Origin of the sequence: Pseudomonas sp. RC2C2 (assembly GCF_018390435.1) — a bacterium.
Taxonomy (GTDB): domain Bacteria; phylum Pseudomonadota; class Gammaproteobacteria; order Pseudomonadales; family Pseudomonadaceae; genus Aquipseudomonas; species Aquipseudomonas donghuensis.
In genome coordinates, this window is record NZ_JAHBAX010000002.1 from 332,679 (window position 1) to 359,008 (window position 26,330).

Annotated in this window: 23 protein-coding genes; 9 read left to right on the forward strand and 14 right to left on the reverse strand. The window is 62.3% G+C overall.

Going from position 1 to position 26,330, the window contains the following annotated elements:
• Positions 1–23: 23 nt before the first annotated feature.
• From aceA to KHO53_RS20005, 9 genes are all read right to left on the reverse strand, one after another.
• Positions 24–1,349: an isocitrate lyase gene (gene aceA, locus KHO53_RS19965; RefSeq protein WP_010220395.1), complete on the reverse strand. Its 1,326-nt coding sequence runs from the start codon at positions 1,347–1,349 to the stop codon at positions 24–26.
• A gap of 489 nt (positions 1,350–1,838) precedes the next feature.
• Positions 1,839–2,603 carry a secretin N-terminal domain-containing protein gene (locus KHO53_RS19970; RefSeq protein WP_036994532.1) on the reverse strand — a complete coding sequence of 255 codons (765 nt, stop codon included), beginning with the start codon at positions 2,601–2,603 and terminating at the stop codon, positions 1,839–1,841.
• A gap of 71 nt (positions 2,604–2,674) precedes the next feature.
• A complete protein-coding gene (locus tag KHO53_RS19975; RefSeq protein ID WP_010226763.1) occupies positions 2,675–3,109 on the reverse strand; it encodes a GNAT family N-acetyltransferase in 435 nt (144 codons plus the stop codon).
• The gene (locus KHO53_RS19980; protein WP_213570700.1) at positions 3,102–4,268 is read right to left on the reverse strand and encodes a ribosomal protein uL16 3-hydroxylase; all 1,167 of its coding nucleotides are present in this window, start codon (positions 4,266–4,268) and stop codon (positions 3,102–3,104) included. Before KHO53_RS19980 ends, KHO53_RS19975 begins: the two co-directional genes overlap by 8 nt.
• An 82-nt stretch (positions 4,269–4,350) precedes the next feature.
• Positions 4,351–5,721 (reverse strand): adenylosuccinate lyase, encoded by a 1,371-nt coding sequence (gene purB / locus KHO53_RS19985; protein ID WP_010226761.1) that lies wholly within the window; start codon positions 5,719–5,721, stop codon positions 4,351–4,353.
• Between the two features lie 202 nt (positions 5,722–5,923).
• On the reverse strand, positions 5,924–6,544 hold the full coding sequence (gene hflD / locus KHO53_RS19990; RefSeq protein ID WP_010226760.1) for a high frequency lysogenization protein HflD: 621 nt from the start codon (positions 6,542–6,544) through the stop codon (positions 5,924–5,926).
• Positions 6,541–7,665, reverse strand: coding sequence for a tRNA 2-thiouridine(34) synthase MnmA (gene mnmA / locus KHO53_RS19995; protein WP_010226758.1), 1,125 nt, complete (start codon positions 7,663–7,665; stop codon positions 6,541–6,543). Before mnmA ends, hflD begins: the two co-directional genes overlap by 4 nt.
• Positions 7,666–7,735: 70 nt before the next feature.
• On the reverse strand, positions 7,736–8,170 hold the full coding sequence (locus KHO53_RS20000) for an NUDIX hydrolase (protein WP_036994537.1): 435 nt from the start codon (positions 8,168–8,170) through the stop codon (positions 7,736–7,738).
• A gap of 158 nt (positions 8,171–8,328) precedes the next feature.
• Positions 8,329–10,554 carry an NADP-dependent isocitrate dehydrogenase gene (locus KHO53_RS20005; protein ID WP_213570701.1) on the reverse strand — a complete coding sequence of 742 codons (2,226 nt, stop codon included), beginning with the start codon at positions 10,552–10,554 and terminating at the stop codon, positions 8,329–8,331.
• A gap of 414 nt (positions 10,555–10,968) precedes the next feature.
• On the opposite strand from KHO53_RS20005, the gene icd reads away from it, so the two are divergent.
• Positions 10,969–12,225: an NADP-dependent isocitrate dehydrogenase gene (gene icd / locus KHO53_RS20010; RefSeq protein WP_010226755.1), complete on the forward strand. Its 1,257-nt coding sequence runs from the start codon at positions 10,969–10,971 to the stop codon at positions 12,223–12,225.
• Positions 12,226–12,288: 63 nt separating this feature from the next.
• On the opposite strand, the gene cspD is transcribed toward icd, so the two are convergent.
• Positions 12,289–12,543, reverse strand: coding sequence for a cold shock domain-containing protein CspD (gene cspD / locus KHO53_RS20015; protein WP_026001534.1), 255 nt, complete (start codon positions 12,541–12,543; stop codon positions 12,289–12,291).
• Between the two features lie 225 nt (positions 12,544–12,768).
• Between cspD and clpS the strand changes: the two genes are divergently transcribed.
• Both clpS and clpA read left to right on the forward strand, forming a co-directional pair.
• Positions 12,769–13,131, forward strand: coding sequence for an ATP-dependent Clp protease adapter ClpS (gene clpS, locus KHO53_RS20020; RefSeq protein ID WP_010226753.1), 363 nt, complete (start codon positions 12,769–12,771; stop codon positions 13,129–13,131).
• Positions 13,132–13,161: 30 nt separating this feature from the next.
• Entirely contained in the window at positions 13,162–15,432 is a 2,271-nt protein-coding gene (gene clpA, locus KHO53_RS20025; RefSeq protein ID WP_010226749.1) for an ATP-dependent Clp protease ATP-binding subunit ClpA, read from the forward strand.
• 155 nt (positions 15,433–15,587) lie between these two features.
• On the opposite strand, the gene infA is transcribed toward clpA, so the two are convergent.
• The 3 genes from infA to aat form a co-directional block, all read right to left on the reverse strand.
• Complete coding sequence (gene infA, locus KHO53_RS20030) at positions 15,588–15,806, reverse strand: translation initiation factor IF-1 (protein ID WP_002553999.1); 219 nt, start codon at positions 15,804–15,806, stop codon at positions 15,588–15,590.
• 104 nt (positions 15,807–15,910) lie between these two features.
• Positions 15,911–16,618 (reverse strand): arginyltransferase, encoded by a 708-nt coding sequence (locus KHO53_RS20035; RefSeq protein ID WP_036994542.1) that lies wholly within the window; start codon positions 16,616–16,618, stop codon positions 15,911–15,913.
• 57 nt (positions 16,619–16,675) lie between these two features.
• Complete coding sequence (aat, locus tag KHO53_RS20040; protein WP_213570702.1) at positions 16,676–17,356, reverse strand: leucyl/phenylalanyl-tRNA--protein transferase; 681 nt, start codon at positions 17,354–17,356, stop codon at positions 16,676–16,678.
• A 326-nt stretch (positions 17,357–17,682) separates the two neighbouring features.
• On the opposite strand from aat, the gene ftsK reads away from it, so the two are divergent.
• From ftsK to cysG, 6 genes are all read left to right on the forward strand, one after another.
• Positions 17,683–20,094 carry a DNA translocase FtsK gene (ftsK, locus tag KHO53_RS20045; protein WP_026001533.1) on the forward strand — a complete coding sequence of 804 codons (2,412 nt, stop codon included), beginning with the start codon at positions 17,683–17,685 and terminating at the stop codon, positions 20,092–20,094.
• A gap of 63 nt (positions 20,095–20,157) precedes the next feature.
• A complete protein-coding gene (gene lolA / locus KHO53_RS20050; RefSeq protein WP_010226741.1) occupies positions 20,158–20,781 on the forward strand; it encodes an outer membrane lipoprotein periplasmic chaperone LolA in 624 nt (207 codons plus the stop codon).
• Positions 20,782–20,799: 18 nt separating this feature from the next.
• Positions 20,800–22,125 (forward strand): replication-associated recombination protein A, encoded by a 1,326-nt coding sequence (locus tag KHO53_RS20055; RefSeq protein WP_213570703.1) that lies wholly within the window; start codon positions 20,800–20,802, stop codon positions 22,123–22,125.
• On the forward strand, positions 22,122–22,496 hold the full coding sequence (gene crcB / locus KHO53_RS20060; RefSeq protein WP_036994548.1) for a fluoride efflux transporter CrcB: 375 nt from the start codon (positions 22,122–22,124) through the stop codon (positions 22,494–22,496). The genes KHO53_RS20055 and crcB overlap by 4 nt, the downstream gene beginning before the upstream one ends.
• A gap of 17 nt (positions 22,497–22,513) precedes the next feature.
• Positions 22,514–23,794, forward strand: coding sequence for a serine--tRNA ligase (gene serS / locus KHO53_RS20065; protein WP_036994550.1), 1,281 nt, complete (start codon positions 22,514–22,516; stop codon positions 23,792–23,794).
• Positions 23,795–25,183 (forward strand): siroheme synthase CysG, encoded by a 1,389-nt coding sequence (cysG, locus tag KHO53_RS20070; protein ID WP_100783292.1) that lies wholly within the window; start codon positions 23,795–23,797, stop codon positions 25,181–25,183.
• A gap of 83 nt (positions 25,184–25,266) precedes the next feature.
• On the opposite strand, the gene KHO53_RS20075 is transcribed toward cysG, so the two are convergent.
• Positions 25,267–26,235 (reverse strand): glutathione S-transferase family protein, encoded by a 969-nt coding sequence (locus tag KHO53_RS20075; RefSeq protein WP_213570704.1) that lies wholly within the window; start codon positions 26,233–26,235, stop codon positions 25,267–25,269.
• Positions 26,236–26,330: the final 95 nt, after the last annotated feature.

Sequence of the window (26,330 nt, forward strand, 5' to 3'; positions counted from 1 at the left end):
GAATGTCAGCAACCGATCAGCGATCAGTGGAACTGCTCTTCTTCAGTCGAACCGGTCAGCGCGGTAACCGAAGACTTGCCACCCTGGATCACGGTGGTCATGTCGTCGAAGTAGCCGGTGCCGACTTCCTGCTGGTGGGCCACGAAGGTGTAGCCTTTCGAGGCGTCAGCGAACTCTTGCTCTTGCAGCTTCACGTAGGCGGTCATGTCGTTGCGGGCGTAGTCGTGCGCCAGGTTGAACATGCCGTGCCACATGTTGTGGATACCGGCCAGGGTGATGAACTGGTGCTTGTAGCCCATGGCCGACAGTTCGCGCTGGAACTTGGCGATGGTTGCGTCGTCCAGGTTCTTCTTCCAGTTGAAGGAAGGCGAGCAGTTGTACGACAGGATCTGGTCCGGGTATTCCTTCTTGATCGCTTCGGCAAAGCGGCGAGCTTCGTCCAGGTCCGGCTTGGCGGTTTCACACCAGATCAGGTCGGCGTATGGCGCATAAGCCAGGCCACGGGCGATGGCTTGATCGAGGCCGGCGCGAACCTTGTAGAAGCCTTCCTGGGTGCGCTCGCCAACCACGAATGGCTGGTCGTACGGGTCGCAGTCGCTGGTCAAGAGGTCTGCGGCGTTGGCGTCGGTACGGGCCAGGATGATGGTCGGTACACCGGCTACGTCAGCCGCCAGGCGGGCAGCGGTCAGCTTCTGTACGGCTTCCTGGGTTGGAACCAGTACCTTGCCGCCCATGTGGCCGCACTTTTTCACCGAGGCCAGCTGGTCTTCGAAGTGAACGCCGGCGGCGCCTGCTTCGATCATGTTCTTCATCAGCTCGTAGGCGTTCAGGACGCCGCCGAAACCGGCTTCGGCGTCAGCCACGATCGGGGCGAAGTAGTCGACGTAGCCTTCGTCGCCCGGGTTCTTGCCGGCTTTCCACTGGATCTGGTCGGCGCGACGGAACGAGTTGTTGATGCGCTTGACCACGGTAGGAACCGAATCCACCGGGTACAGCGACTGGTCTGGGTACATGGACTCGGCCGAGTTGTTGTCGGCAGCCACTTGCCAGCCGGACAGGTAGATTGCCTGGATACCGGCTTTGACCTGTTGCACGGCCTGGCCGCCGGTCAGGGCGCCCATGCAGTTGACGAAATCTTTCTCTGGACGGAAGGACGGGTGTGCGCCCTGGGTGACCAGCTTCCACAGCTTCTCGGCACCCAGGCGGGCCAGGGTGTGCTCAGGCTGGATCGAGCCACGCAGACGAACGACATCAGCGGCGGTGTAGGTACGGGTCACGCCTTTCCAGCGCGGGTTCTCGGCCCAGTCTTTTTCGAGGGCTGCAATTTGCTGTTCGCGTGTCAGTGCCATGGAAATAAACCTCGTCGCATCGGTCTTTGGTAAAAATTCGCGCTCTCTACTGCGCAGATCAGAAGCCTGGCAAAGGTCAGTATGGGCGAAATATGCGACGGTCGAACGATGGGGGCTCGAAGGGGGAAGTGAGCAGGTGGGCGAGGTTTTCGTTGCAGGGTGGCTCGTGGTTGCCGAACTGCAAAGAACAGTGCTGCCGGGTACCTTTTGATGCGCTTCCGTCCCTCGGGACAACTTCGTTCCAGTCGCAATCTCGTCAAACTGCCTTGTGGGCGGTACAGACACGAGCCGGCTCAGGTGGGTGGGTTAGAGCGCGGCTCGAAGGCCCTTGCCAGGGCCTCTGATCAGCGGGAGCGGGGCCATCATGCCTCGACGTTTCGGGGTCGTCAAATGTTTTGTAGTGGTTTTTTATAACCACTACATCTTTGGTCTAATACGACTCGTCAGTCAGTTTTGAGGCCTTTGGTCGAGGCCTTGATTTGTCTGGGTTCAGTCCAAAGCGTCGACTTTTACCCGCAATGTCATGTTTTCACCGCGCTGGGTGCTGTAGCTGAGGGCCGAAGCACTGCGTTCGGACTGACTCTGCTGGTTGACCCCTGCCAGCGTGATCCACTCACCGAGCTTGCCGGTGACTTTTGTGTCGGTACTTTGCACCTTCACTACATCGGGACGTTCCTGGCTCATCCGGTCATTGTTGGTACTGATGTTCAGGTGCACGGTGTCGCCAGTGACGCTGGCAGTGACGTAAAAACCCTGGGTGACGTTGCGGTATTCAGTGTCGCTCTGCACTCGACCATCGCTGTCGGTGCTGGTACTGGTGACCGGGATGCTCTGGCCGACCTGGATCAGTGCCGGGCTGCCCTCGCTGGCCTGGACCTGCTGCAGGCCGCCTTCGCGGTTGCTGGTGCCGTAGCGAATGACCCGGGCATTGCCGCGGTTGTCCTGGAAATTGCTGTCGTTGTTGTCGACGCTGATCAGCAGTCGACGCGGCGCGGTATCCAGCTGTTGCAGCAGGGAGCGCAGGTCGTCGATGCGCTCGGGTTCGGCGTTGACGATCAGTTTGTTCTCGAAGGCGCTGACGCTGCCGTCCTTGCCGATGAAGGCTTGCGCGGTGGGGAGGATTTCAGCGCTGGTGCGATGGTTCAGCGGCAGGACTTCAGTGGCGGCCAGCGTACTCAGGCTGAACGACAGAAGCAGGGAGGCGAGAAGGGGGCGTAGCGGCATGTCCATGATCTCCGCGAGTGGAGTGGACATGATGGCAAATTTGTAGCAGTTATGGGAGCGAGGTTGTCAGGCTGAGGACTGCTTCGCAGCCCCAATCGCAATCAGACCAGTTCGCGCGATTCGCGAACCATGTCCACGTGCGGAATACCCGCCTCGAGGAACTCTTCGCTGACCACCTTGAAGCCAAGGCGCTCATAGAACGGCGTGGCGTGTACCTGGGCGCTGAGCATCTGCTGCTTGAGGTCACGGTTCTGGGCTTCGACGATCACCGCCTGCATCAGCGCGTCACCGACCTTCAGCCCGCGCCAGTCCTTGAGCACCGAGACCCGGCCGATCTGGCCGTCGGGCAGCAGGCGGGCGGTGCCGATGGCGTAGTCACCCTCCATGGCCAGAAAATGCACGGCAGTGTTGTCGTCGGCATCCCACTCCAGCTCCGGCGGCACGTTCTGTTCGGCGATGAACACAGCTTCACGAATGCGGCGGATATCAGCGTTGTCTTTCTGCCAGTCGGCGAGACGGACGCGAATCTTATTCATTGGCAAACCCCAGGCTTCCTTGTTTGACCAGTTCGCAGATCAAGGTAATGCCTTGATCGTTTTCAAGCCACTGCTCAAGGTTTTCAATGTGCAACGCGTCGGCGGCGCAGATCAGTTTCAGCAGCTCGCGCAGGTCGCCCGGCAGCAGGCGGCTCTGGCCGCTGGCGAACAGCAGCAGGTTGTCGTCGACTTCCGACCAGGCCAGGCGCGCGCTCGGGTTGCGGATCAGGATCGCGCCCTGGGCCAGGCTCTCGATCAGCTCGACTTCGTCCAGCGGCTCGCCGCTGACCAGCTCCGGATAGCGCGGTTCGGTCATGAACTGGCCGAACCAGGTCAGCAGCAGGCGCTCGTCGCCCATGTGCTCGGTGAGCAGCTTTTTCAGGCGCTCGAGGGCGTCGTGCTGGATCTGGTGCGGGTCGCTGACCGGCTCGGCGTCGGCGTCGGTGTAACGCTCTTCGTCAGGCAGGAACTGGCTGAGGAAGTCGGTGAAATGGGTCAGCACTTCAGCGGCGCCCGGCGCGCGGAAGCCCACCGAATAGGTCAGGCAGTCATCTTCGGCAATGCCGTAGTGGGCCAGGCGTGGCGGCAGGTAGAGCATGTCGCCGGGCTCCAGGGTCCACTCGTCGCTCTGCTCGAATTCGGCGAGGATGCGCAGGTCGGCGTGCTCCAGCAGCGGGCTGTCGCTGTCGCACATCTGGCCGATCTTCCAGTTGCGCTTGCCCTGGCCTTGCAGCAGGAACACATCGTAGTTGTCGAAGTGCGGGCCGACGCTGCCGCCGGGCGCTGCGTAGCTGATCATCACATCGTCGATGCGCCAGCTTGGCAGGAAGCGAAAATGCTCCAGCAGTTCGCCGACTTCCGGCACGAACTGATCGACCGCTTGCACCAGCAGGGTCCAGTCGCGCTCGGGCAGGGTGCTGAAGGCATCTTCTTCGAACGGGCCGCGGCGCAGTTCCCATGGGCGCTCGCCGTGCTCGATGACCAGGCGCGATTCCACTTCTTCTTCCAGGGCCAGGCCGGCCAGTTCGTCGGCGTCGATCGGGCTTTCGAAGTCCGGGAAGGCCTGGCGTACCAGCAGGGGTTTCTTCTGCCAGTAGTCGCGCATGAATTCGCGGGCAGTGAGGCCGCCCAGAAGCTGCAGAGGAGTATCAGGATTCATGTGTAACCTATTGAAAAAAAGTAATTTTCTTTCGGTAATAAAAACGCCCGGCTGAGCCGGGCGTTTACGCGCAGGGCGCAGATCAGACGCGTTTGGCTTGAGCCGCGGCATTACCGATGTAGGAGGCTGGAGTCAGCTTCTTCAGCTCGCTGCGAGCCTCTGCCGGCATGTCCAGGCCATCGATGAAGGTCAGCAGCGCTTCGGGGCTGATGCCTTTGCCACGGGTCAGCTCCTTGAGCTTCTCGTAGGGGTTCTCGATGTTGTAGCGGCGCATGACGGTCTGGATCGGCTCGGCGAGAACTTCCCAGCAGGCGTCCAGGTCTTCGGCGATACGCGCTTGGTTGATTTCCAGCTTGCTGATGCCCTTGAGGCTGGCCTCGTAGGCGATCACGCTGTGGGCGAAACCGACGCCCAGGTTGCGCAGCACGGTGGAGTCGGTCAGGTCGCGCTGCCAGCGCGAGACCGGCAGCTTGCTGGCCAGGTGCTGGAACAGGGCATTGGCGATACCCAGGTTGCCTTCGGAGTTTTCGAAGTCGATCGGGTTGACCTTGTGCGGCATGGTCGAGGAGCCGATTTCGCCAGCGATGGTGCGCTGCTTGAAGTAGCCCAGGGAGATGTAGCCCCAGACGTCGCGGTCGAAGTCGATCAGGATGGTGTTGAAGCGGGCGATCGCGTCGAACAGCTCGGCGATATAGTCGTGCGGCTCGATCTGGGTGGTGTACGGGTTGAACACCAGGCCCAGCTCGTCTTCGATGAAGGCGCGGGCGTTGGCTTCCCAGTCGATCTGCGGGTAGGCCGACAGGTGGGCGTTGTAGTTGCCCACGGCGCCGTTGATCTTGCCCAGCAGTGGCACGGCGGCAACCTGGGCGATCTGGCGCTCCAGGCGGTAGACGACGTTGGCCAGCTCTTTGCCCAGAGTGGTTGGCGACGCCGGTTGGCCGTGGGTGCGCGACAGCATCGGCACGTCGGCGAAGCGGTGGGCCAGCTCACGGATGGCCTGGGCGATCTGGCGCATCAGCGGCAGCAGCACGCTGTCGCGGCCTTCGCGCAGCATCAGGGCGTGGGACAGGTTGTTGATGTCCTCGCTGGTGCAGGCAAAGTGGATGAACTCGCTGACCTTGGCAAGCTCCGGCAGCTTGGCGGCCTGCTCCTTGAGCAGGTACTCGATGGCCTTGACGTCGTGGTTGGTGGTGCGCTCGATCTCTTTGACGCGCTCGGCGTGCTCGAGGGCGAACTCATCGGCCAGGCCGTTGAGCAGGGCGTTGGCTTCGGCGGAAAAGGCCGGAACCTCGGCGATCTGCGGGTGGGCGGCCAGGCGCTGGAGCCAGCGAACCTCGACCAGGGCGCGGAAACGGATCAGGCCGTATTCGCTGAAAATAGGGCGCAGGGCCTGGGTTTTGCCGGCGTAGCGGCCGTCAACAGGGGAAACCGCAGTGAGCGAGGAAAGCTGCATGGGGTGTTCTCGGACAGTCAGGCTTTGAAAAGGGCGCATATCATACATGAAAAACGCGCCCGGGTCGGGTGGCTGACAAAAGGTAATGCCAGCAAATCATTCAGTATCATAGTGGCTTCAAAGGCCCCATCGCTGGCAAGCCAGCTCCCACAGGTGCAGTGCATGCCGGCCCTGTGGGAGCTGGCTTGCCAGCAATGGGTGTTCAGCCACGCAACATCGGATACAGCTCTTTGAGCAGTTTGCGCCGGCTGACCACCAACTGCCAGCGATGGCCGCCCAGCTGTCGCCACAGGCGCGCGGCGCGGATGCCGGCGAGCAGCAGGGCGCGAATCTTCGAGGCATTGCTTGGCTGCTGCAGGTGGCGCATGTCGCCATGCACCTGGATGCGTTGGCGCAGGGTGCTCAGGGTGTCCTGGTACAGGGCGCCGCTGGAAGCAATGACGTTTTCATGTACCAGGCCGAAATGCTCGGCCTGGGACTGGATTTGCGGCAGGCGGCTGCCGATCACATCGAGCATGTCGCCGCGCTTGGCCAGCTGGCGCTCCAGGCCCAGCATCGACAGGGCATAGCGCAGCGGCTCGCGCTGCAGGCTGCCGGGGTCGCGCTCCAGGGCGCTGGCCAGGGCGCGGTAGCCGTCGCGCAGGTTCAGGTCGTCACCGCCGAACACCTCCAGGGTGTCCTTGGGGTCGCGTACCAGCAGGCTGCCGAGCATGCAGCCAAGGTTCGCCTCGCTGGCCTGGCCGGTGCGGGCGATGCGGTCAACCAGCACCGCGGCCTGGAATACACCGCCCAGGGCAACCAACTGCTCTTGCATGGCATTCATGCGCGCGCGCTCCACGGCTCGGCGGTTTCGATCACGCCGCCGCCGAGGCAGATTTCGCCGTCATAGAACACCACCGACTGGCCTGGCGTCACCGCCCGCTGTGGCTCGTCGAACACCGCGCGGTAGCCGCTTGCGGTCTGTTCCAGGGTGCAGCCCTGATCGCTTTGGCGGTAGCGCACCTTGGCCGTCAGACGCCGTGGGCTGGACAGGTCGATAGGGTTGACCCAGAAGATCTCTGAAGCGAGCAGGGCGCGCGAGAATAGCCACGGGTGTTCGTTACCCTGGCCGACCACCAGCACGTTGCGGGTGAGGTCTTTCTCCAGTACGTACCACGGCTCGTCACCGGCGTCTTTCAGGCCGCCGATGCCCAGGCCCTGGCGCTGGCCGATGGTGTGGTACATCAGGCCGTGGTGACGGCCGATGACTTCGCCGTCGGTGGTCTGGATCTCGCCCGGTTGTGCCGGCAGGTACTGCTTGAGGAAGTCGCTGAAGCGGCGCTCGCCGATAAAGCAGATACCGGTGGAGTCTTTCTTCTTCGCCGTGGCCAGGCCGTGTTTCTCGGCGATGGCGCGCACTTCGGGTTTTTCCAGTTCGCCGACCGGGAACAGCGTGCGGGCGATTTCCTTGCCGCCAACGGCGTGCAGGAAGTAGCTCTGGTCCTTGTTCGGGTCCAGGCCCTTGAGCAGTTCGGTACGCCCGTCAGTGTCGCGGCGGCGCACGTAGTGGCCGGTGGCGATCAGGTCGGCACCGAGCATCAGCGCGTAGTCGAGGAAGGCCTTGAACTTGATTTCGCGGTTGCAGAGGATGTCCGGGTTCGGCGTGCGCCCGGCCTTGTATTCAGCCAGGAAATGCTCGAAGACGTTGTCCCAGTATTCGGCGGCGAAGTTGGCGGTGTGCAGCTTGATGCCGATGCGGTCGCACACGGCCTGGGCGTCGGCCAGGTCTTCGCGGGCGGTGCAGTATTCGGTGCCGTCGTCCTCTTCCCAGTTCTTCATGAACAGGCCTTCCACCTGGTAGCCCTGCTCCATCAGCAGGAGGGCGGAGACGGAAGAGTCCACGCCGCCGGACATGCCGACGATAACGCGTGTCTTTTCGGGTTCGTAAAGTGCTGGACTGGTCATAGGTACCGGCTGTGTATCTGGAAAAAGACAACGATTCTATCAGGCTGCGGCCTGCAAGGCATCGTTGCTGTCAGTCGCGAATCAACGCCAGGCTGTGCAGCGGGCCGGCCAGGTAATCGTCGATGCAGCGCGGCACCAGCTCGCTGCGCCAGCGCTCGGGGTCGGCCAGCAGCTCCTCGCGGCTCAGCCATACGGCGCGCACGATGTCGCTGTCCAGGGCGCGCTCGGGGTGGTGCTTGAGCGGCCTGGCGGCGAAGCAGATGCGCTGGTAGGTCACGCCGTTGCTGGGGGCGGTATACAGGTAGATGCCGACGATGCCGGTCAGCTCGACCTCCCAGGCGGTTTCTTCGAGGGTTTCGCGCCGGGCGGCGTCGAGCAGGCTTTCGTTGGTCTCCAGGTGGCCGGCGGGCTGGTTGAACACGTGCTTGCCGGCCTTGAATTCCTCGACCATGAGGAAGCGGCCCTGGTCTTCGATGATAGTGGCGACGGTGATGTGGGGGCGCACGGTCGATTCTCTCCCTAAGTTGTAAGTTTCAAGCTGCAAGCTACAAGTAAAAGCCGTGCGCGCAAGGCTCTTTCTTGTAGCTTGCAGCTTGAAACTCAAAGCTAAAAAAACCCCGGTGCGTGGCCGGGGTTTTTGTTTACTGCTTCAAGCTGCTTCTCTTACAGTGCGGCAATCGCGCTGTTGAAGGTCTGGCTCGGGCGCATCACTTTGCTGGTCAGCTCGGCATCCGGGTAGTAGTAACCACCGATGTCGGCCGGCTTGCCCTGCACGGCGTTGAGCTCGGCGACGATGGTCGCTTCGTGCTCGGCCAGGGCTTTTGCCAGTGGGGCGAAGCGCGCTTGCAGGGCGGCGTCGTCGCTCTGGGCGGCCAGGGCCTGGGCCCAGTACAGGGTCAGGTAGAAGTGGCTGCCACGGTTGTCGATACCGCCGACCTTGCGCGCAGGGGACTTGTTGGTGTCCAGGAACTGGCCGGTGGCCTGGTCCAGGGTCGCCGCCAGTACCTTGGCTTTCGGGTTGGTGTAGGCAGTGCTCAGGTGCTCCAGGGAAGCCGCCAGGGCCAGGAACTCACCCAGGGAATCCCAGCGCAGGAAGTTCTCTTCAACCAGTTGCTGGACGTGCTTGGGTGCCGAACCGCCGGCGCCGGTTTCGAACAGGCCGCCGTTGTTCATCAGCGGCACGATCGACAGCATCTTGGCGCTGGTGCCCAGTTCCATGATCGGGAACAGGTCGGTCAGGTAGTCGCGCAGTACGTTGCCGGTGACCGAGATGGTGTCCTGGCCCGCACGGATGCGCTGCAGGGAAACCTTCATGGCCTCGACAGGCGACAGGACGCGGATGTCCAGGCCGGTGGTGTCGTGGTCTTTCAGGTACTTCTGGACCTTCTCGATCAGCACGCCGTCGTGGGCGCGATGCGGGTCGAGCCAGAACAGCGCCGGGGTGTTGCTGGCGCGGGCACGGTTGACGGCCAGCTTGACCCAGTCCTGGATCGGCGCGTCTTTGACCTGGCACATGCGGAAGATGTCGCCGGCTTCGACGTCCTGGGACAGCAGCAGGTTGCCCTTGCCGTCAACCACGCGGATCACGCCGTCGGTCTTGGCCTGGAAGGTCTTGTCGTGGGAGCCGTACTCTTCGGCTTTCTGCGCCATAAGGCCAACGTTCGGCACGCTGCCCATGGTGGTCGGATCGAAGGCGCCGTGTTGCTTGCAGTCGTCGATAACGGCCTGGTAGATGGTGGCGTAGCAACGATCCGGGATCACTGCCTTGGTGTCTTGCAGCTGGCCTTCGGTGTTCCACATCTTGCCCGAGTCACGGATCATCGCCGGCATCGAGGCGTCGACGATGACGTCGCTTGGCACGTGCAGGTTGGTGATGCCCTTGTCGGAGTTGACCATGGCCAGGGCCGGGCGGACGTCGTAGACGGCTTTGACGTCGGCTTCGATCTGCGCCTGCTGCTCGGCTGGCAGGGTCTTGATACGGGCGTACAGGTCGCCGATACCGTTGTTCAGGTTGAAACCGATCTGCTCCAGTACCGCAGCGTGCTTGTTCAGCGCGTCCTGGTAGTACTCGGCAACGATCTGGCCGAACATGATCGGGTCGGAGACCTTCATCATGGTGGCCTTCAGGTGCACCGACAGCAGCACGCCCTTGGCTTTGGCGTCTTCGATCTCGGCGGCGATAAATTTACGCAGCGCCTTGGTGCTCATGACCGCGCAGTCGACGATTTCGCCGGCCTTGACCGCGGTTTTTTCTTTCAGGACGGTGGTGTTGCCGTTCTTGTCCAGCAGTTCGATGCGCAGGCTGTCATCGGCTTCGATCAGCGCGGCTTTCTCGCTGCCGTAGAAGTCGCCGTGGCTCATGTGGGCCACGTGGGACTTGGAGTCGGCAGCCCAGGCGCCCATCTTGTGCGGGTGCTTGCGTGCGTAGTTCTTGACCGACAGCGGGGCGCGGCGGTCGGAGTTGCCTTCACGCAGGACCGGGTTCACGGCGCTGCCCTTGATGCGGTCGTAGCGAGCCTTGGCTTCTTTCTCGGCGTCGGTGGCGGCGGCTTCAGGGTAGTCAGGAATGTTGAAGCCCTTGGCTTGCAGTTCCTTGATCGCGGCCTTCAGTTGCGGCACCGAGGCGCTGATGTTCGGCAGCTTGATGATGTTGGCTTCTGGCGTGGTTGCCAGTTGGCCCAGTTCTGCCAGGTGGTCGGCCACTTGCTTGTCGGCGCCGAGCTGTTCAGGGAAGGCAGAAAGGATACGGCCGGCCAGAGAGATGTCCCGGGTTTCTACGGCGATGTCGGCGCAAGCGGTGAAGGCTTCGATGACGGGGAGCAATGAATAGGTGGCGAGGGCGGGGGCTTCGTCGGTGAAGGTGTAGATGATCTTGGATCGGGTGGGCATATTCGGGTTAACTCTCTGTTTTGCTGAGCGTGCGCAGAATCTCGAGGTGCGCAGGGTAGGCGCTTCGCTCAGACACATCCATGAGCAGAAGGTCGAAGATTCTGGGCGGTGATGGTGGATTGCATCAGTCGAGTGTCAAACGGCTGAACTGCGGTAACAGCCCAGTCTTGTCGGGGCCGCAGGTCTCGTTTCAGACGGTTCGCCCCCAGTGACCCTTTGGTCACCGGGCGAGTATACCAAAGCCTTGGTCGTATTGATCAAGATCAACCGGTCGCAGGGGCTTTTTTAGACCAAAGATGTAGGCGTTGCTGCCCCATTGCAGGGCATTTGCGCACGTGGTTCCCGTTGCCGTTCAACTGGGGTACGCTCAGGGGATCCAGATGACGAACCACACCAAAAAAAACGGAGTGCAGCATGGGATACCAGAAAATCAAGGTTCCGGCAGTCGGCGACAAAATCACCGTCAATGCGGACCATTCTCTCAATGTTCCTGATAATCCGATCATCCCGTTCATCGAAGGCGACGGCATTGGCGTAGATGTAAGCCCCGTCATGATCAAAGTGGTTGATGCTGCTGTAGAGAAAGCCTATGGGGGCAAGCGCAAGATTTCCTGGATGGAAGTCTACGCCGGTGAAAAAGCCACCCAGGTATACGACCAGGACACCTGGCTGCCCCAGGAAACCCTGGACGCAGTCAAGGATTACGTGGTGTCCATCAAGGGTCCGCTGACCACCCCGGTCGGTGGTGGTATCCGTTCCCTCAACGTTGCCCTGCGCCAGCAGCTGGACCTGTACGTCTGCCTGCGCCCGGTAGTGTGGTTCCAGGGCGTGCCGAGCCCGGTGAAAAAACCGGGTGACGTCGACATGGTGATCTTCCGCGAAAACTCCGAGGACATCTATGCCGGCATCGAGTGGAAGGCCGGTTCGCCGGAAGCGACCAAGGTCATCAAGTTCCTGAAGGAAGAAATGGGCGTCACCAAGATCCGTTTCGACCAGGACTGCGGCATCGGCATCAAGCCGGTCTCCAAGGAAGGCACCCAGCGCCTGGTGCGCAAGGCCCTGCAGTATGTGGTGGACAACGACCGCAAGTCGCTGACCATCGTGCACAAGGGCAACATCATGAAGTTCACCGAAGGTGCCTTCAAGGATTGGGGCTACGAAGTGGCCAAGAACGAATTCGGCGCCGAGCTGCTCGATGGCGGCCCGTGGATGAAGTTCAAGAACCCGAAAACCGGCCGTGAAGTCATCGTCAAGGATGCCATTGCCGACGCCATGCTCCAGCAGATCCTGCTGCGCCCGGCCGAATACGACGTGATTGCCACCCTCAACCTCAACGGTGACTACCTGTCCGACGCCCTGGCGGCGGAAGTCGGCGGCATCGGTATTGCCCCGGGCGCCAACCTGTCCGACACCGTGGCGATGTTCGAAGCCACCCACGGCACCGCGCCGAAGTACGCCGGCAAGGACCAGGTCAACCCGGGTTCGGTGATTCTCTCTGCCGAGATGATGCTGCGCCACCTGGGCTGGACCGAGGCGGCCGACCTGATCATCAAGGGCACCAACGGCGCCATCGCCGCCAAGACCGTGACCTACGACTTCGAGCGCCTGATGGAAGGCGCGACGCTGGTCAGCAGCTCCGGTTTCGGTGAGGCTTTGATCAAGCACATGTAAGCGGCACAAGAAAACCGGCCAGTCCTTGCGGGCTGGCCGGTTTTTTTATGTCTGATCGCCGGCTCAGGCTTCAGTCGTTTGCGGGTTGGGGGTGGGGGAGGCGGTGGTTTGTGCGGCGAGGTTCGATATGTTCACCGCGTGCAAGCCCTTGGGGCCCTGGATGATCTCGAAACTGACGGGTTGTCCGGCTTTCAGGGTTTTATAACCGTCCATCTGGATAGCCGAGTAGTGTGCGAACAGGTCCTCTGTTTTCCCGTCTTCATTGATGAAGCCATAGCCCTTGGCGTTGTTGAACCACTTGACTTTACCGCTTGCCATCCTCATATCCCTCTGCAAAGGACTCCATCACTGGAGTATCATCCACTCCATCCGCATATGAACCTGCGAAAATTCTGGTTGACTGCGCGGATCTTTATCGACCACGGTGGGTTCTTATTGGTTGTAACACCGTTTTGCCGATAGTCAAGGTGAGGCGACGGCTGTCCCGCGTCGCCTGTGCGGTCAACCCATAAACCAACCTGTCGAAATGATGAATTTCTTTCCATGCATGCACATAGCCAGATTCGACTAACATTCAATCAGGATCGCCCGCAATCGCATGAGGACGATGGTTCTGGCCTGGCGATACAGGAGGCCAAGCCGGCCCTGCAGGCGCCACCCATGTACAAGGTGGTTTTGTTCAACGATGACTACACACCGATGGATTTCGTCGTCGAAGTGCTCGAGGTGTTTTTTAACCTGAATCGCGAGCTGGCGACCAAGGTCATGCTGGCCGTCCATACAGAAGGACGGGCAGTGTGCGGATTGTTTACCCGGGACATCGCCGAGACCAAGGCCATGCAGGTCAACCAATACGCAAGGGAAAGCCAGCATCCGCTACTCTGTGAAATCGAGAAGGACGGTTAATCGCCGGCCACTTGGGTATGAGGTGAAGCTATGTTAAACCGCGAGCTCGAAGTCACCCTCAATCTGGCCTTCAAGGAGGCACGCTCGAAGCGTCATGAGTTCATGACCGTCGAGCACCTGCTGCTGGCACTATTGGATAATGAGGCCGCCGCGACCGTTCTGCGCGCCTGCGGCGCAAACCTCGACAAACTCAAACACGACCTGCAGGAGTTTATCGACTCCACCACGCCGTTGATCCCCGTGCACGACGAGGACCGCGAGACCCAGCCAACCCTGGGCTTCCAGCGTGTACTGCAGCGCGCAGTCTTCCATGTCCAGAGCTCGGGCAAGCGTGAAGTCACCGGTGCCAACGTGCTGGTTGCGATATTCAGCGAACAGGAAAGCCAGGCGGTGTTCCTTCTTAAACAGCAGAGCGTGGCGCGTATCGACGTGGTCAATTACATCGCCCACGGCATCTCCAAGGTGCCGGGCCATGGTGAACACTCCGAGGGCGAACAGGACATGCAGGACGAGGACGGCGGCGAAACTTCATCGTCGGGCAATCCACTGGATGCCTATGCCAGCAACCTCAACGAACAGGCCCGTCAGGGGCGTATCGACCCGCTGGTCGGTCGCGAGCTCGAAGTCGAGCGCGTGGCGCAGATCCTTGCCCGTCGGCGCAAGAACAACCCGCTGCTGGTCGGTGAGGCCGGTGTCGGTAAAACCGCCATCGCCGAAGGCCTGGCCAAGCGCATCGTCGACGGCCAGGTGCCGGACCTGCTGGCCCACAGCGTGGTCTATTCCCTGGACCTGGGTGCGCTGTTGGCAGGCACCAAGTACCGCGGCGATTTCGAGAAGCGCTTCAAGGCGCTGCTCAACGAACTGCGCAAGCGTCCGCAGGCGATCCTGTTCATCGACGAGATCCACACCATCATCGGTGCCGGTGCGGCCTCCGGCGGGGTAATGGATGCCTCCAACCTGCTCAAGCCGCTGCTGTCTTCGGGTGATATCCGTTGCATCGGCTCGACCACCTTCCAGGAATTTCGCGGCATCTTCGAGAAAGACCGGGCCCTGGCGCGGCGCTTCCAGAAGGTCGATGTCAGCGAGCCATCGGTGGAGGACACCGTGGGCATCCTGCGTGGGCTCAAAGGGCGCTTCGAGAGCCACCACAGCATCGAGTACAGCGATGAGGCCCTGCGCGCCGCTGCCGAGCTTGCAGCGCGCTACATCAACGACCGGCACATGCCCGACAAGGCCATCGATGTGATCGACGAAGCCGGTGCCTACCAGCGCCTGCAACCGGTCGAGATGCGCGTCAAGCGCATCGACGTGCCGCAGGTCGAAGACATCGTCGCCAAAATCGCGCGGATTCCGCCAAAACACGTGACCAGTTCCGACAAGGAGCTACTGCGTAACCTGGAGCGCGACCTCAAGCTCACGGTGTTCGGCCAGGATGCGGCGATCGATTCGCTGGCCACCGCCATCAAGCTGTCCCGTGCTGGCCTCAAGGCGCCGGACAAACCGGTCGGTTCGTTCCTGTTTGCCGGCCCTACCGGTGTCGGTAAAACCGAAGCGGCGCGGCAGTTGGCCAAGGCCCTGGGGGTTGAGCTGGTGCGTTTCGACATGTCCGAGTACATGGAGCGGCACACTGTTTCGCGTCTGATCGGTGCGCCTCCGGGCTACGTCGGTTTCGACCAGGGCGGCCTGCTCACCGAAGCCATCACCAAGCAGCCGCACTGCGTGTTGCTGCTCGATGAAATCGAGAAGGCCCACCCGGAAGTCTTCAACCTGCTGCTGCAGGTGATGGACCACGGTACCCTGACCGACAACAACGGGCGCAAGGCGGACTTCCGTAACGTCATCGTCATCATGACCACCAACGCCGGTGCTGAAACCGCTGCGCGAGCCTCCATCGGCTTCACTCAGCAGGATCATTCCTCCGACGCCATGGAAGTGATCAAGAAGAGCTTCACGCCGGAGTTCCGCAACCGTCTGGACACCATCATCCAGTTTGGCCGCCTCAGCCACGAGACGATCAAGAGCGTGGTGGACAAGTTCCTCATCGAACTGCAGGCGCAACTGGAAGACAAGCGCGTGCTGCTGGAGGTAAGCGATGCGGCGCGCAGTTGGCTGGCTGCCGGTGGTTACGATGCGCAGATGGGCGCGCGACCAATGGCGCGGCTGATCCAGGACAAGATCAAGCGGCCGTTGGCCGAAGAGATCCTGTTCGGCGAGCTGGCCGAGCATGGCGGTGTGGTGCACATCGACATCCGCGATGGCGAACTGGTGTTCGACTTCGAGACCACGGCTGAGATGGCGTAAGGCAGGCTGGGGCTGCTATGCAGCCCATCGCTGGCAAGCCAGCTCCCACACAATCCCTGTGGGAGCTGCGGTGCGGCGACCCGACTTGCCAGCGATGCTTTTCCAGGGCCAACGAAAACGCCCGGCATTTAGCCGGGCGTTTTCGTTGGTGTCGCTTAGCGGGCGCGGTAGGTGATGCGCCCCTTGCTCAGGTCGTAGGGCGTCAGTTCGACGCGGACCTTGTCACCGGTCAGAATACGAATGTAGTTCTTGCGCATCTTTCCGGAGATGTGCGCGGTAACGACGTGCCCATTTTCCAACTCCACACGGAACATGGTGTTGGGCAGGGTGTCGACGACAGTGCCTTCCATTTCGAAGCTGTCTTCTTTCGACATGCAGTAAAGCCCTCGGTGTCCAGTTAATGGCCCGGTGCACAGCTGCGCCAGGCAAAAAAAGTGGCGTGCATTGTGCCCGAAAAATGGACTTCAAGCCAATGATTTCAGTTCAACGTCACCCAGCGTTGATTGATCAACAGCTCGATGGGGCGGTACTGGGTCTTGTAGTTCATCTTTTTGCAGTTCTTGATCCAGTAGCCGAGGTAGACCGCGCCCAGACCCAGGCGCAGGGCTTCGGTGATCTGCCAAAGGATCGCGAAACGGCCCAGGCTGCGCCGTTCTTCGTCCGGCTCGTAGAAGGTGTACACCGCTGACAGGCCGTTGGGCAGCAGGTCGGTGACCGCCACCGCGAGCAGGCGGTCGCCCAGGCGGAACTCGTAAAAACGCGAAAACGGCAGGTCGCGGACCAGGAAGGTGGAAAACTGGTCGCGGCTTGGTGGATACATATCGCCATCGGCGTGGCGCTGCTCGATGTAGCGCCGGTACAACTCGAAATACTCTTCCTTGAATGCCGGACGGGCGGCAGTGACGGTCAGGTCGGCATTGCGCTTGAGGATGCGTTTTTGCTGGCGGTTGGGCAGAAAGCGTGCAGCCGGGATCCGCGCCGGCACGCAGGCGTTACAGTTCTGGCAATGCGGGCGATACAGGTGATCGCCGCTGCGCCGGAAGCCCATTTCCGACAGGTCTGCGTAAACGTTGACGTCCATCGGCTGGCTCGGATCGAGAAACAGCGTGGTGGCTTGTTCGTCTGGCAGGTAGCTGCAGGAATGGGGTTGAGTGGCATAAAACTTCAACCGCGCCAGCTCTGTCATGATCAACCCCTCGGGAGGTGCTTTTGTTTTAAGTGTAAGCCAGCTGGAAAAACTCGCCTAGCAAACCCAGCTGGCGCGGTTTGGCTGGTCGAGATAACGCTGCAGGTAGTCGGCAAAGGTGGCCCTGGCGATGGCGCGGGCGCCGAGGCTGTGCAGGTGGTCGGTAGGCATCTGACAATCAATCAGGACGAATCCTGCCTGTTGCAGGTGCTCGACCAGGGCGACAAAACCGACTTTGGAGGCGTTGTCGGCGCGACTGAACATCGATTCGCCGAAAAACAGCCGGCCCATGGCCAGGCCGTAGAGGCCGCCCACCAGCTCGCCGCCCTGGCGAACCTCGACCGAATGGGCAAAGCCCTGCTGGTGCAGCTTCAGGTAGGCCGCCTGCATGCTGTCGGTGATCCAGGTGCCGTCGGCATAGTCGCGGGGCGCGGCGCAGGCGTTGATGACGGCGGCAAAGTCCTGGTCGAAGCTGACCTGGTAGCGGCCCTGGCGGATGAACTTGCGCAGTGAGCGTGACACGTGCAGTTCGTCGGGGAGCAGCACGGTGCGTGGGTCAGGCGACCACCAGAGGATCGGTTGGCCGTCCTGGTACCAGGGGAAGCAGCCGTGGCGATAGGCCTGCACCAGGCGTTCGGCACTCAGGTCGCCGCCGGCGGCTAGCAGGCCGTTGGGGTCGCGCAGGGCTTTGTCCAGCGGCGGAAAGGTCAGGGTGTCGCGGCTCAACCAGGTCAGCATCGTGGTCCAGTGATGGAAGAGGGGAGGGCACCCAGCATGGCCTGAAAAAGCCTCGCGGGACAAGCCTGCTCCTGCAGCTGTGGTGCCTGCAGGCAACTTGCATGACCCTTTGTTGTCACACTTGCACAAAAACACCGCATAAGCCTTTGTCACAAAAGAAAATGCATGCTCAAATTGCTGTATAGGAAATTGGCCCCCGTTTACGCTTCATTCTGGCGTGCCGCCATGGCGGTAGGCGGGCAGTAATGTTAAAAGTAGTGGTTTGTTGACTGTTCAGTTGGGTCAATCACTGTTGGACGCGCAATGAGCGCAGGAATAGACGCGTTTTGAAGAAATCCACCGCAACACCCAGTCCCTTGCCCGTGCCGCTCTGGCGCCAGCAGCTGCACTATCGGCTCAAGGAAGGTGCGCTGATCGCCGTGGGCGCGCTGTGCCTGTACCTGTGGATGGCCTTGCTGACCTACGACCAGGCCGATCCGGGCTTCAGCCACACCAGCAACGTCGAGCAGGTGCAGAATGCCGCCGGTCGTGCCGGTGCCTATTTCGCCGATATCCTGTTCATGGTCCTGGGCTATTTCGCCTACATCTTCCCGTTGCTGCTGGCGATCAAGACCTGGCAGATCTTCCGCGAACGCCACCAACCCTGGCAGTGGAGCGGCTGGCTGTTTTCCTGGCGCCTGATCGGCCTGGTGTTCCTGGTGCTTTCGGGCGCGGCGCTGGCGCATATTCATTTCCATTCCGCCGCCAGCTTGCCGGCATCGGCCGGTGGCGCCCTGGGCGAAAGCCTTGGCGACCTGGCCAAGAACGCCCTGAACGTGCAGGGCAGCACCCTGATGTTCATTGCCCTGTTCCTGTTCGGCCTGACGGTGTTCACCGACCTGTCGTGGTTCAAGGTCATGGACGTCACCGGCAAGATCACCCTCGACCTGTTCGAGTTGTTCCAGGGCGCCGCCAACCGCTGGTGGGAGGCGCGCAACGAGCGCAAGCGCCTGGTGGCGCAGCTGCGCGAGGTCGATGACCAGGTCCACGAGGTAGTCGCCCCGGTAGCGCCAGATCGCCGTGAGCAGGCCAAGGCCAAGGAGCGCATCATCGAGCGCGACCAGGCCTTGAGCAAACACGTCGCTGAGCGCGTGCAGCAGCCGGCGCCGGTGATCATGCCGGCCCCGGCCAAGGCGCCGGAGCCGAGCAAGCGCGTGCAGAAGGAAAAACAGGCGCCGCTGTTCGTCGACAGCGCCATCGAAGGCACCTTGCCGCCGATCTCGATCCTCGATCCTGCCGAGAAGAAGCAGGTCAACTACTCGCCAGAGTCCCTGGCCGGCGTTGGCCATCTGCTGGAAATCAAGCTCAAGGAATTCGGCGTCGAAGTCTCGGTGGACTCGATCCACCCGGGCCCGGTGATTACCCGTTACGAAATCCAGCCGGCCGCTGGCGTCAAGGTCAGCCGCATCGCCAACCTGGCCAAGGACCTGGCCCGCTCCCTGGCCGTGACCAGCGTGCGTGTGGTTGAAGTGATCCCCGGCAAGACCACCGTCGGTATCGAGATCCCCAACGAAGACCGGCAGATCGTGCGTTTCTCCGAGGTGCTGTCGTCGCCGCAATACGACGAAGCCAAATCGCCGGTGACCATGGCCCTGGGGCACGACATCGGCGGCAAGCCGGTGATCACCGACCTTGCGAAGATGCCGCACTTGCTGGTGGCCGGTACCACCGGTTCCGGTAAGTCGGTGGGCGTTAACGCCATGATCCTGTCGATCCTGTTCAAGTCGGGCCCGGAAGACGCCAAGCTGATCATGATCGACCCGAAAATGCTCGAGCTGTCGATCTACGAAGGCATTCCGCACCTGCTCTGCCCGGTGGTCACCGACATGAAGGACGCCGCCAATGCCCTGCGCTGGAGCGTGGCCGAGATGGAGCGGCGCTACAAGCTGATGGCGGCCATGGGCGTGCGTAACCTGGCCGGCTTCAACCGCAAGGTCAAGGACGCCGAAGAGGCCGGCGAGCCGATCTACGACCCGATGTTCAAGCGCGAAAGCATGGACGACGTGCCGCCGCTGCTGAAAACCCTGCCGACCATCGTGGTGATCGTCGACGAGTTCGCCGACATGATGATGATCGTCGGCAAGAAGGTCGAAGAACTGATTGCCCGTATCGCCCAGAAGGCCCGTGCTGCCGGTATCCACCTGATTCTCGCCACCCAGCGGCCGTCGGTGGATGTGATTACCGGCCTGATCAAGGCCAACATCCCGACGCGGATGGCCTTCCAGGTCTCGAGCAAGATCGACTCGCGGACCATCATCGACCAGGGCGGCGCCGAACAGCTGCTCGGCCACGGTGACATGCTCTACATGCCGCCAGGCACCAGCCTGCCGATCCGTGTGCACGGCGCCTTCGTTTCCGATGACGAGGTCCATCGCGTAGTCGAGGCCTGGAAGCTGCGCGGCGCCCCGGACTACAACGACGACATCCTTAGCGGCGTCGAAGAGGCCGGCAGCGGCTTTGACGGCGGCGGTGGTGGCGGTGACGGCGATGACGCCGAGACCGATGCGCTCTACGATGAAGCCGTGCAGTTCGTGCTGGAAAGCCGCCGTGCGTCCATCTCCGCCGTACAGCGCAAGCTGAAGATCGGCTACAACCGCGCCGCGCGGATGATCGAGGCGATGGAAATGGCCGGTGTGGTCACCGCCATGAACACCAACGGTTCGCGCGAAGTGATTGCCCCCGGGCCGTCCCGCGACTGATGATCCAACCCGCTGGCGGCCAGTGACGGCCGCCGGCCCCTTCATACTGCAACGAGGATTTCCATGCGCCTGATTCGCATGCTGTTGGTTTCCGCTATGGCCCTGTCCAGCGCTTCGGCAATTGCCGCCGAGGCCGATGCCGCGCGCCTGACCCAGTTGCTGGACAAATCCAGGACCATCAGCGCCAATTTCTCCCAGCTCACCCTCGATGGCACCGGCACCCAGTTGCAGGAAACCACAGGGCAGATGGCCGTGCAGCGTCCGGGCCTGTTCTACTGGCACACCGACGCACCAGCCGAGCAAGTGGTGGTGTCGGACGGCAAGAACGTCACCCTGTGGGACCCGGACCTGGAACAGGCTACCATCAAGAAACTCGACCAGCGCCTGACCGAAACCCCGGCACTGTTGCTGTCTGGTGACGTATCGAAGATCAGCCAGAGCTTCGACATCACCTCCAAGGAGCAGGGCGAGGTCATGGATTTCGTGCTCAAGCCGAAAACCAAGGACACCCTGTTCGACTCCCTGCGCCTGTCGTTCCGTCGCGGCCTGGTCAATGACATGCAACTGATCGACAGCGTCGGCCAGCGCACCAACATCCTGTTCACCGCGGTCAAGGCCAACGAGGCGATCCCGGCGAGCAAGTTCAAGTTCGATATCCCCAAAGGTGCGGATGTCATCTCCGAGTAAGAGGTAGTAGCGCCGCCCATGGACCTGTTTCGTAGCGACCCCGTAGCCCAGCCCCTGGCCGCGCGCCTGCGCCCGGCCAACCTGGACGAGTACGTTGGCCAGGAGCACCTGCTGGCCCGCGGCAAGCCGCTGCGCGAGGCACTGGAAGCGGGCGCGCTGCACTCGATGATCTTCTGGGGCCCGCCCGGGGTCGGCAAGACCACCCTGGCGCGGCTGCTGGCGCAGTTCTGCGATGCTCACTTCGAGACCGTCTCGGCGGTCCTGGCCGGGGTCAAGGAGATCCGCCACGCGGTGGACATCGCCAAGCAGCAGGCCGGGCAGTACGGGCGGCGGACGATTCTGTTCGTCGACGAGGTACACCGCTTCAACAAGTCCCAGCAGGACGCCTTTTTGCCGTACGTGGAAGACGGCACGCTGATTTTCATCGGCGCCACCACCGAGAACCCTTCGTTCGAGCTCAACAACGCGCTGCTGTCGCGGGCGCGGGTCTATGTGCTGAAAAGCCTCGACGAAGCCGCGCTGCGCAAGCTGGTCAATCGCGCCCTGAGCGAAGAGCGCGGCCTGGGCAAGCGCCAGTTGCGCGTCGGCGACGAAGCCTTCCAGATGCTTATGGCCGCCGCCGATGGCGATGGCCGGCGCATGCTCAACTTTCTTGAGAACGCCTCGGACCTGGCGGAGGACGGTGGCGAAATCGGCGTCGAGTTGCTGCAGAGCCTGCTCGGCGACAGCCGCCGGCGGTTCGACAAGGGCGGCGAAGCCTTCTACGACCAGATATCGGCACTGCACAAATCGGTGCGCGGCTCCAACCCCGATGGCGCCTTGTACTGGTTTGCACGCATGCTCGATGGCGGTTGCGACCCGTTGTACATCGCCCGGCGCGTGGTGCGCATGGCCAGCGAAGACATCGGCAACGCCGACCCCCGCGCCCTGAGCCTGTGCCTGGCGGCCTGGGATGTGCAGGAGCGCCTGGGCAGCCCCGAAGGCGAGCTGGCGGTGGCCCAGGCCATTACTTACCTGGCCTGTGCACCGAAGAGCAACGCGGTGTACATGGGCTTCAAGGCTGCCCTGCGCGAGGCCGGTGAGCTCGGTTCGCTGGAAGTACCGCTGCACCTGCGCAACGCACCGACCAAGCTGATGAAGCAACTGGGCTACGGTGACGAATACCGCTACGCCCACGACGAGCCGGATGCCTATGCTGCTGGTGAAGACTACTTCCCCGACAACCTTGCGCCGCGCCACTACTACCAACCGGTGCCGCGTGGCCTGGAGCTGAAGATCGGCGAGAAGCTCAAGCACCTGGCCGAACTCGACCGCAACAGCCCGCGGCAGCGGAGAAAACCATGATTGCCGTGATCGCCGCAGTCAGCGCCGGGGGTATTGTTGGCACCTTGATGCGCTTTGCCACCGCCAATTGGGTCAACGCGCACTGGCCACGCCACTTCTATCTCGGTACGCTGGCGGTCAATCTGATTGGCTGCCTGCTGATCGGCTTGCTCTACGGGCTGTTTCTGCATCGCCCGCTGGTGCCGGTCGAGCTGCGCGCGGGCCTGATCGTCGGGTTTCTCGGCGGTCTTACGACTTTTTCATCCTTTTCACTGGATACCGTGCGCCTGCTTGAAAGCGGGCAGGCGCCGCTGGCCTTCGGTTATGCCGGGATCAGCGTATTTGGCGGGCTGCTCGCAACCTGGGCCGGCCTGTCTTTGACCAAATTCTGAACCAACGAGAGAACGATATGCTCGATTCCAAACTGTTACGCGGCCAACTTCAGGAAGTGGCGGACCGCCTGGCCTCCCGTGGCTTCAGCCTGGATGTCGCGCGCATCGAGGCACTGGAAGAACGCCGCAAAGTGGTGCAGACCCGTACCGAACAACTGCAGGCCGAGCGTAACGCCCGTTCCAAATCCATCGGCCAGGCCAAGGCCAAGGGCGAAGACATCGCCCCGCTGATGGCTGACGTCGAGCGTATGGCGGGCGAGCTTGCCAGTGGCAAGGTCGAGCTGGACGGCATCCAGGCCGAACTGGATGGCATCCTCCTGGGCATTCCCAACCTGCCGGACGAAAGCGTGCCGGTCGGCGCCGATGAAGAGCACAACGTCGAAGTCCGTCGTTGGGGCACCCCGCGCGCCTTCGACTTCGAGATCAAGGACCACGTGGCCCTCGGCGAGCTGAGCGGCGGCCTGGATTTTGAAACCGCCGCCAAGCTGTCGGGCGCCCGTTTCGCCCTGCTGCGCGGCCCTATCGCGCGCCTGCACCGCGCCCTGGCGCAGTTCATGATCAACCTGCACACCAGCGAGCACGGCTACGAAGAAGCCTACACCCCGTACCTGGTCCAGGCCCCGGCGCTGCAAGGCACCGGCCAGTTGCCCAAGTTCGAGGAAGACCTGTTCAAGATCAGCCGCGACGGCGAAGCCGACTTCTACCTGATCCCGACCGCCGAAGTGTCGCTGACCAACATCGTTGCCGGCGAGATCCTCGATGCCAAGCAACTGCCGGTCAAGTTCGTTGCCCACACCCCGTGCTTCCGTAGCGAAGCCGGTGCTTCGGGCCGCGATACCCGCGGCATGATCCGCCAGCACCAGTTCGACAAGGTCGAGATGGTCCAGATCGTCGAGCCGGGCAAGTCCATGGAAGCTCTGGAAGGCCTGACCGCCAACGCCGAGCGCGTCCTGCAAGCCCTGGAGCTGCCGTACCGGGTGCTGGCGCTGTGCACCGGCGACATGGGCTTCAGCGCGGTCAAGACCTACGACCTGGAAGTCTGGGTGCCGAGCCAGGACAAGTACCGCGAGATTTCCTCGTGCTCCAACTGTGGTGACTTCCAGGCCCGCCGTATGCAAGCGCGCTGGCGCAACCCGGAAACCGGCAAGCCGGAACTGGTGCACACCCTCAACGGTTCGGGCCTGGCCGTCGGTCGCACCCTGGTGGCGGTGCTGGAGAACTACCAGCAGGCCGACGGTTCGATCCGCGTGCCGGAAGTGCTCAAGCCGTACATGGGTGGCCTGGAGGTCATCGGTTAAATGGAATTCCTGCCGCTGTTCCACAAACTGCGCGGCAGCCGTGTGCTGATCGTCGGCGGAGGCGAAATTGCCCTGCGCAAATCGCGTCTGCTGGCTGATGCCGGGGCTGTGCTGCGGGTGGTGGCGCCCGAGATCGAAGCGCAACTGGCCGAGCTTGCCCGGCACAGCGGTGGTGAAATCCTCAGCCGTGGTTACCAGTCAGGCGACCTCGACGGCTGCCAGCTGATCATTGCCGCCACCGACGACCAGGCGCTCAACGCTCAGGTCTCGGCGGATGCCCACCAGCGCTGCGTGCCGGTCAATGTGGTCGACGCGCCGGCGTTGTGTTCGGTGATCTTCCCGGCCATCGTCGACCGCTCGCCATTGGTGGTTGCGGTGTCCAGCGGCGGCGATGCGCCGGTGCTGGCGCGGTTGATCCGGGCCAAGCTGGAAACCTGGATTCCCGCTGCCTATGGCGAACTGGCCGGCCTTGGCGCGCGCTTTCGGCACAAGGTCAAGGCGCTGTATCCGGACGTCAATCAGCGTCGTGGCTTCTGGGAAGATGTCTTCCAGGGTCCGATCGCCGAGCGGCAACTGGCCGGGCAGGGCGCTGAAGCCGAGCGTCTGCTGCAAGCCAAGATCGACGGTGCCACCTACCAGGCGCCGGGCGAGGTGTATCTGGTCGGCGCCGGCCCCGGTGACCCGGACCTGCTGACCTTCCGTGCCTTGCGCCTGATGCAGCAGGCCGATGTGGTGCTCTATGATCGCCTGGTTGCCCCGGCGATCATCGAACTGTGCCGCCGTGACGCCGAGCGTATCTACGTCGGCAAGCGCCGCGCCGACCACGCCGTGCCGCAAGCGCAGATCAACCAGCAATTGGTCGACCTGGCGCGCCAAGGCAAGCGTGTGTTGCGGCTCAAAGGTGGCGATCCGTTCATCTTTGGCCGTGGCGGCGAAGAGATCGAAGAGCTGGCGGCCCACGGCATTCCGTTCCAGGTGGTGCCGGGGATTACCGCGGCCAGTGGCTGCTCGGCCTATGCCGGCATTCCGCTGACCCACCGCGACTATGCCCAGTCGGTGCGTTTCGTCACCGGCCACCTCAAGGACGGTACCAGCGACCTGCCGTGGGATGACCTGGTGGCGCCGGCGCAGACCCTGGTGTTCTACATGGGCCTGGTTGGCTTGCCGACCATCTGTGCCGAGCTGATTCGTCACGGCCGTGCAGCCGACACCCCGGCGGCACTGGTTCAGCAGGGCACCACGCCAAACCAGCGGGTGTTCACCGGCACCTTGGCCGACTTGCCCAAGCTTGTGGCCGAGCATGAAGTGCATGCGCCGACCCTGGTGATCGTCGGTGAGGTGGTGCAGCTTCGCGAGAAGCTGGCCTGGTTCGAAGGCGCCCAGCCTTGACACCATCGCTGGCAAGCCAGCTCCCACAGGTACTCTATGCACTGCACCTGTGGGAGCGGGCTTGACCCGCGATGAATCCACCCCTATTCCCCAGCCTTGCGCCAAATCCCCCGCCCCAACAACCGCTCCCGGTCATGCCCCAGCTCAAAATCCTGCAACGGCCCCTTGGGCACAATCCCGTTCGGATTGATGGTCTTGTGGCTCATGTAGTAGTGCTTCTGGATATGCTCGAAATTCACCGTCTCGGCGATCCCCGGCCACTGATACAGCTCCCGTAGCCAGTTCGACAGGTTCGGGTAGTCGGCAATGCGCCGCAGGTTGCACTTGAAGTGCCCGTGGTACACCGCATCAAAGCGAATCAGCGTGGTAAACAGCCGCCAGTCGGCCTCGGTCAAGTACTCTCCGGCCAGGTAGCGCTGGGTACCGAGCAACCGCTCCAGATGATCCAGTTCGGCAAACACGTCATCGAAGGCCTGCTCATAGGCCGCCTGCGAAGTGGCAAAGCCTGCGCGGTACACGCCATTGTTCACCGCGGGATAAATCCGTTCGTTAAGCGCCTCAATCTGCCCGCGCAGCGCTTCGGGGTACAGGTCCAGGCGATTGCCAGTCAGCTCGTCGAACGCCGAGTTGAAGATGCGAATGATCTCGGCCGACTCGTTGTTGACGATGCGCTGCTCTTGTTTGTCCCACAACACCGGCACTGTGACCCGGCCGCTGTAGTGCGGGTCGTCGCGGGTATAGCGCTGATGCAGCAAGTCCAGGTGCTCGAGTGTGTCGCCGGTCGAGCCTTTGCTCTGGTCGAAGGTCCAGCCATGTTCGCCCATCAGCCAGCTGACCACCGACACATCGATCAGGCCCTCAAGGCCCTTGAGCTTGCGAAAGATCAGGGTGCGGTGGGCCCAGGGGCAGGCCAGCGATACATACAGGTGGTAGCGCCCGGCTTGCGCGGCGGGCAGGGCGTTGCGCCGCTGTGCGCTTTCGCGCTGAAAGGTGCCGTCCTTGCTGCTTTCATACCACTGGTCGTGCCAGCGTCCGTCGATCAACAGGCCCATGCTGAGCTCCTTGGCGATTCGTTCTGATATAGAACCCAGTGTACGGACCTGGGTTCGAACGAATAGCGCAAAGTCCGGGCCTGTTTGATCGATCT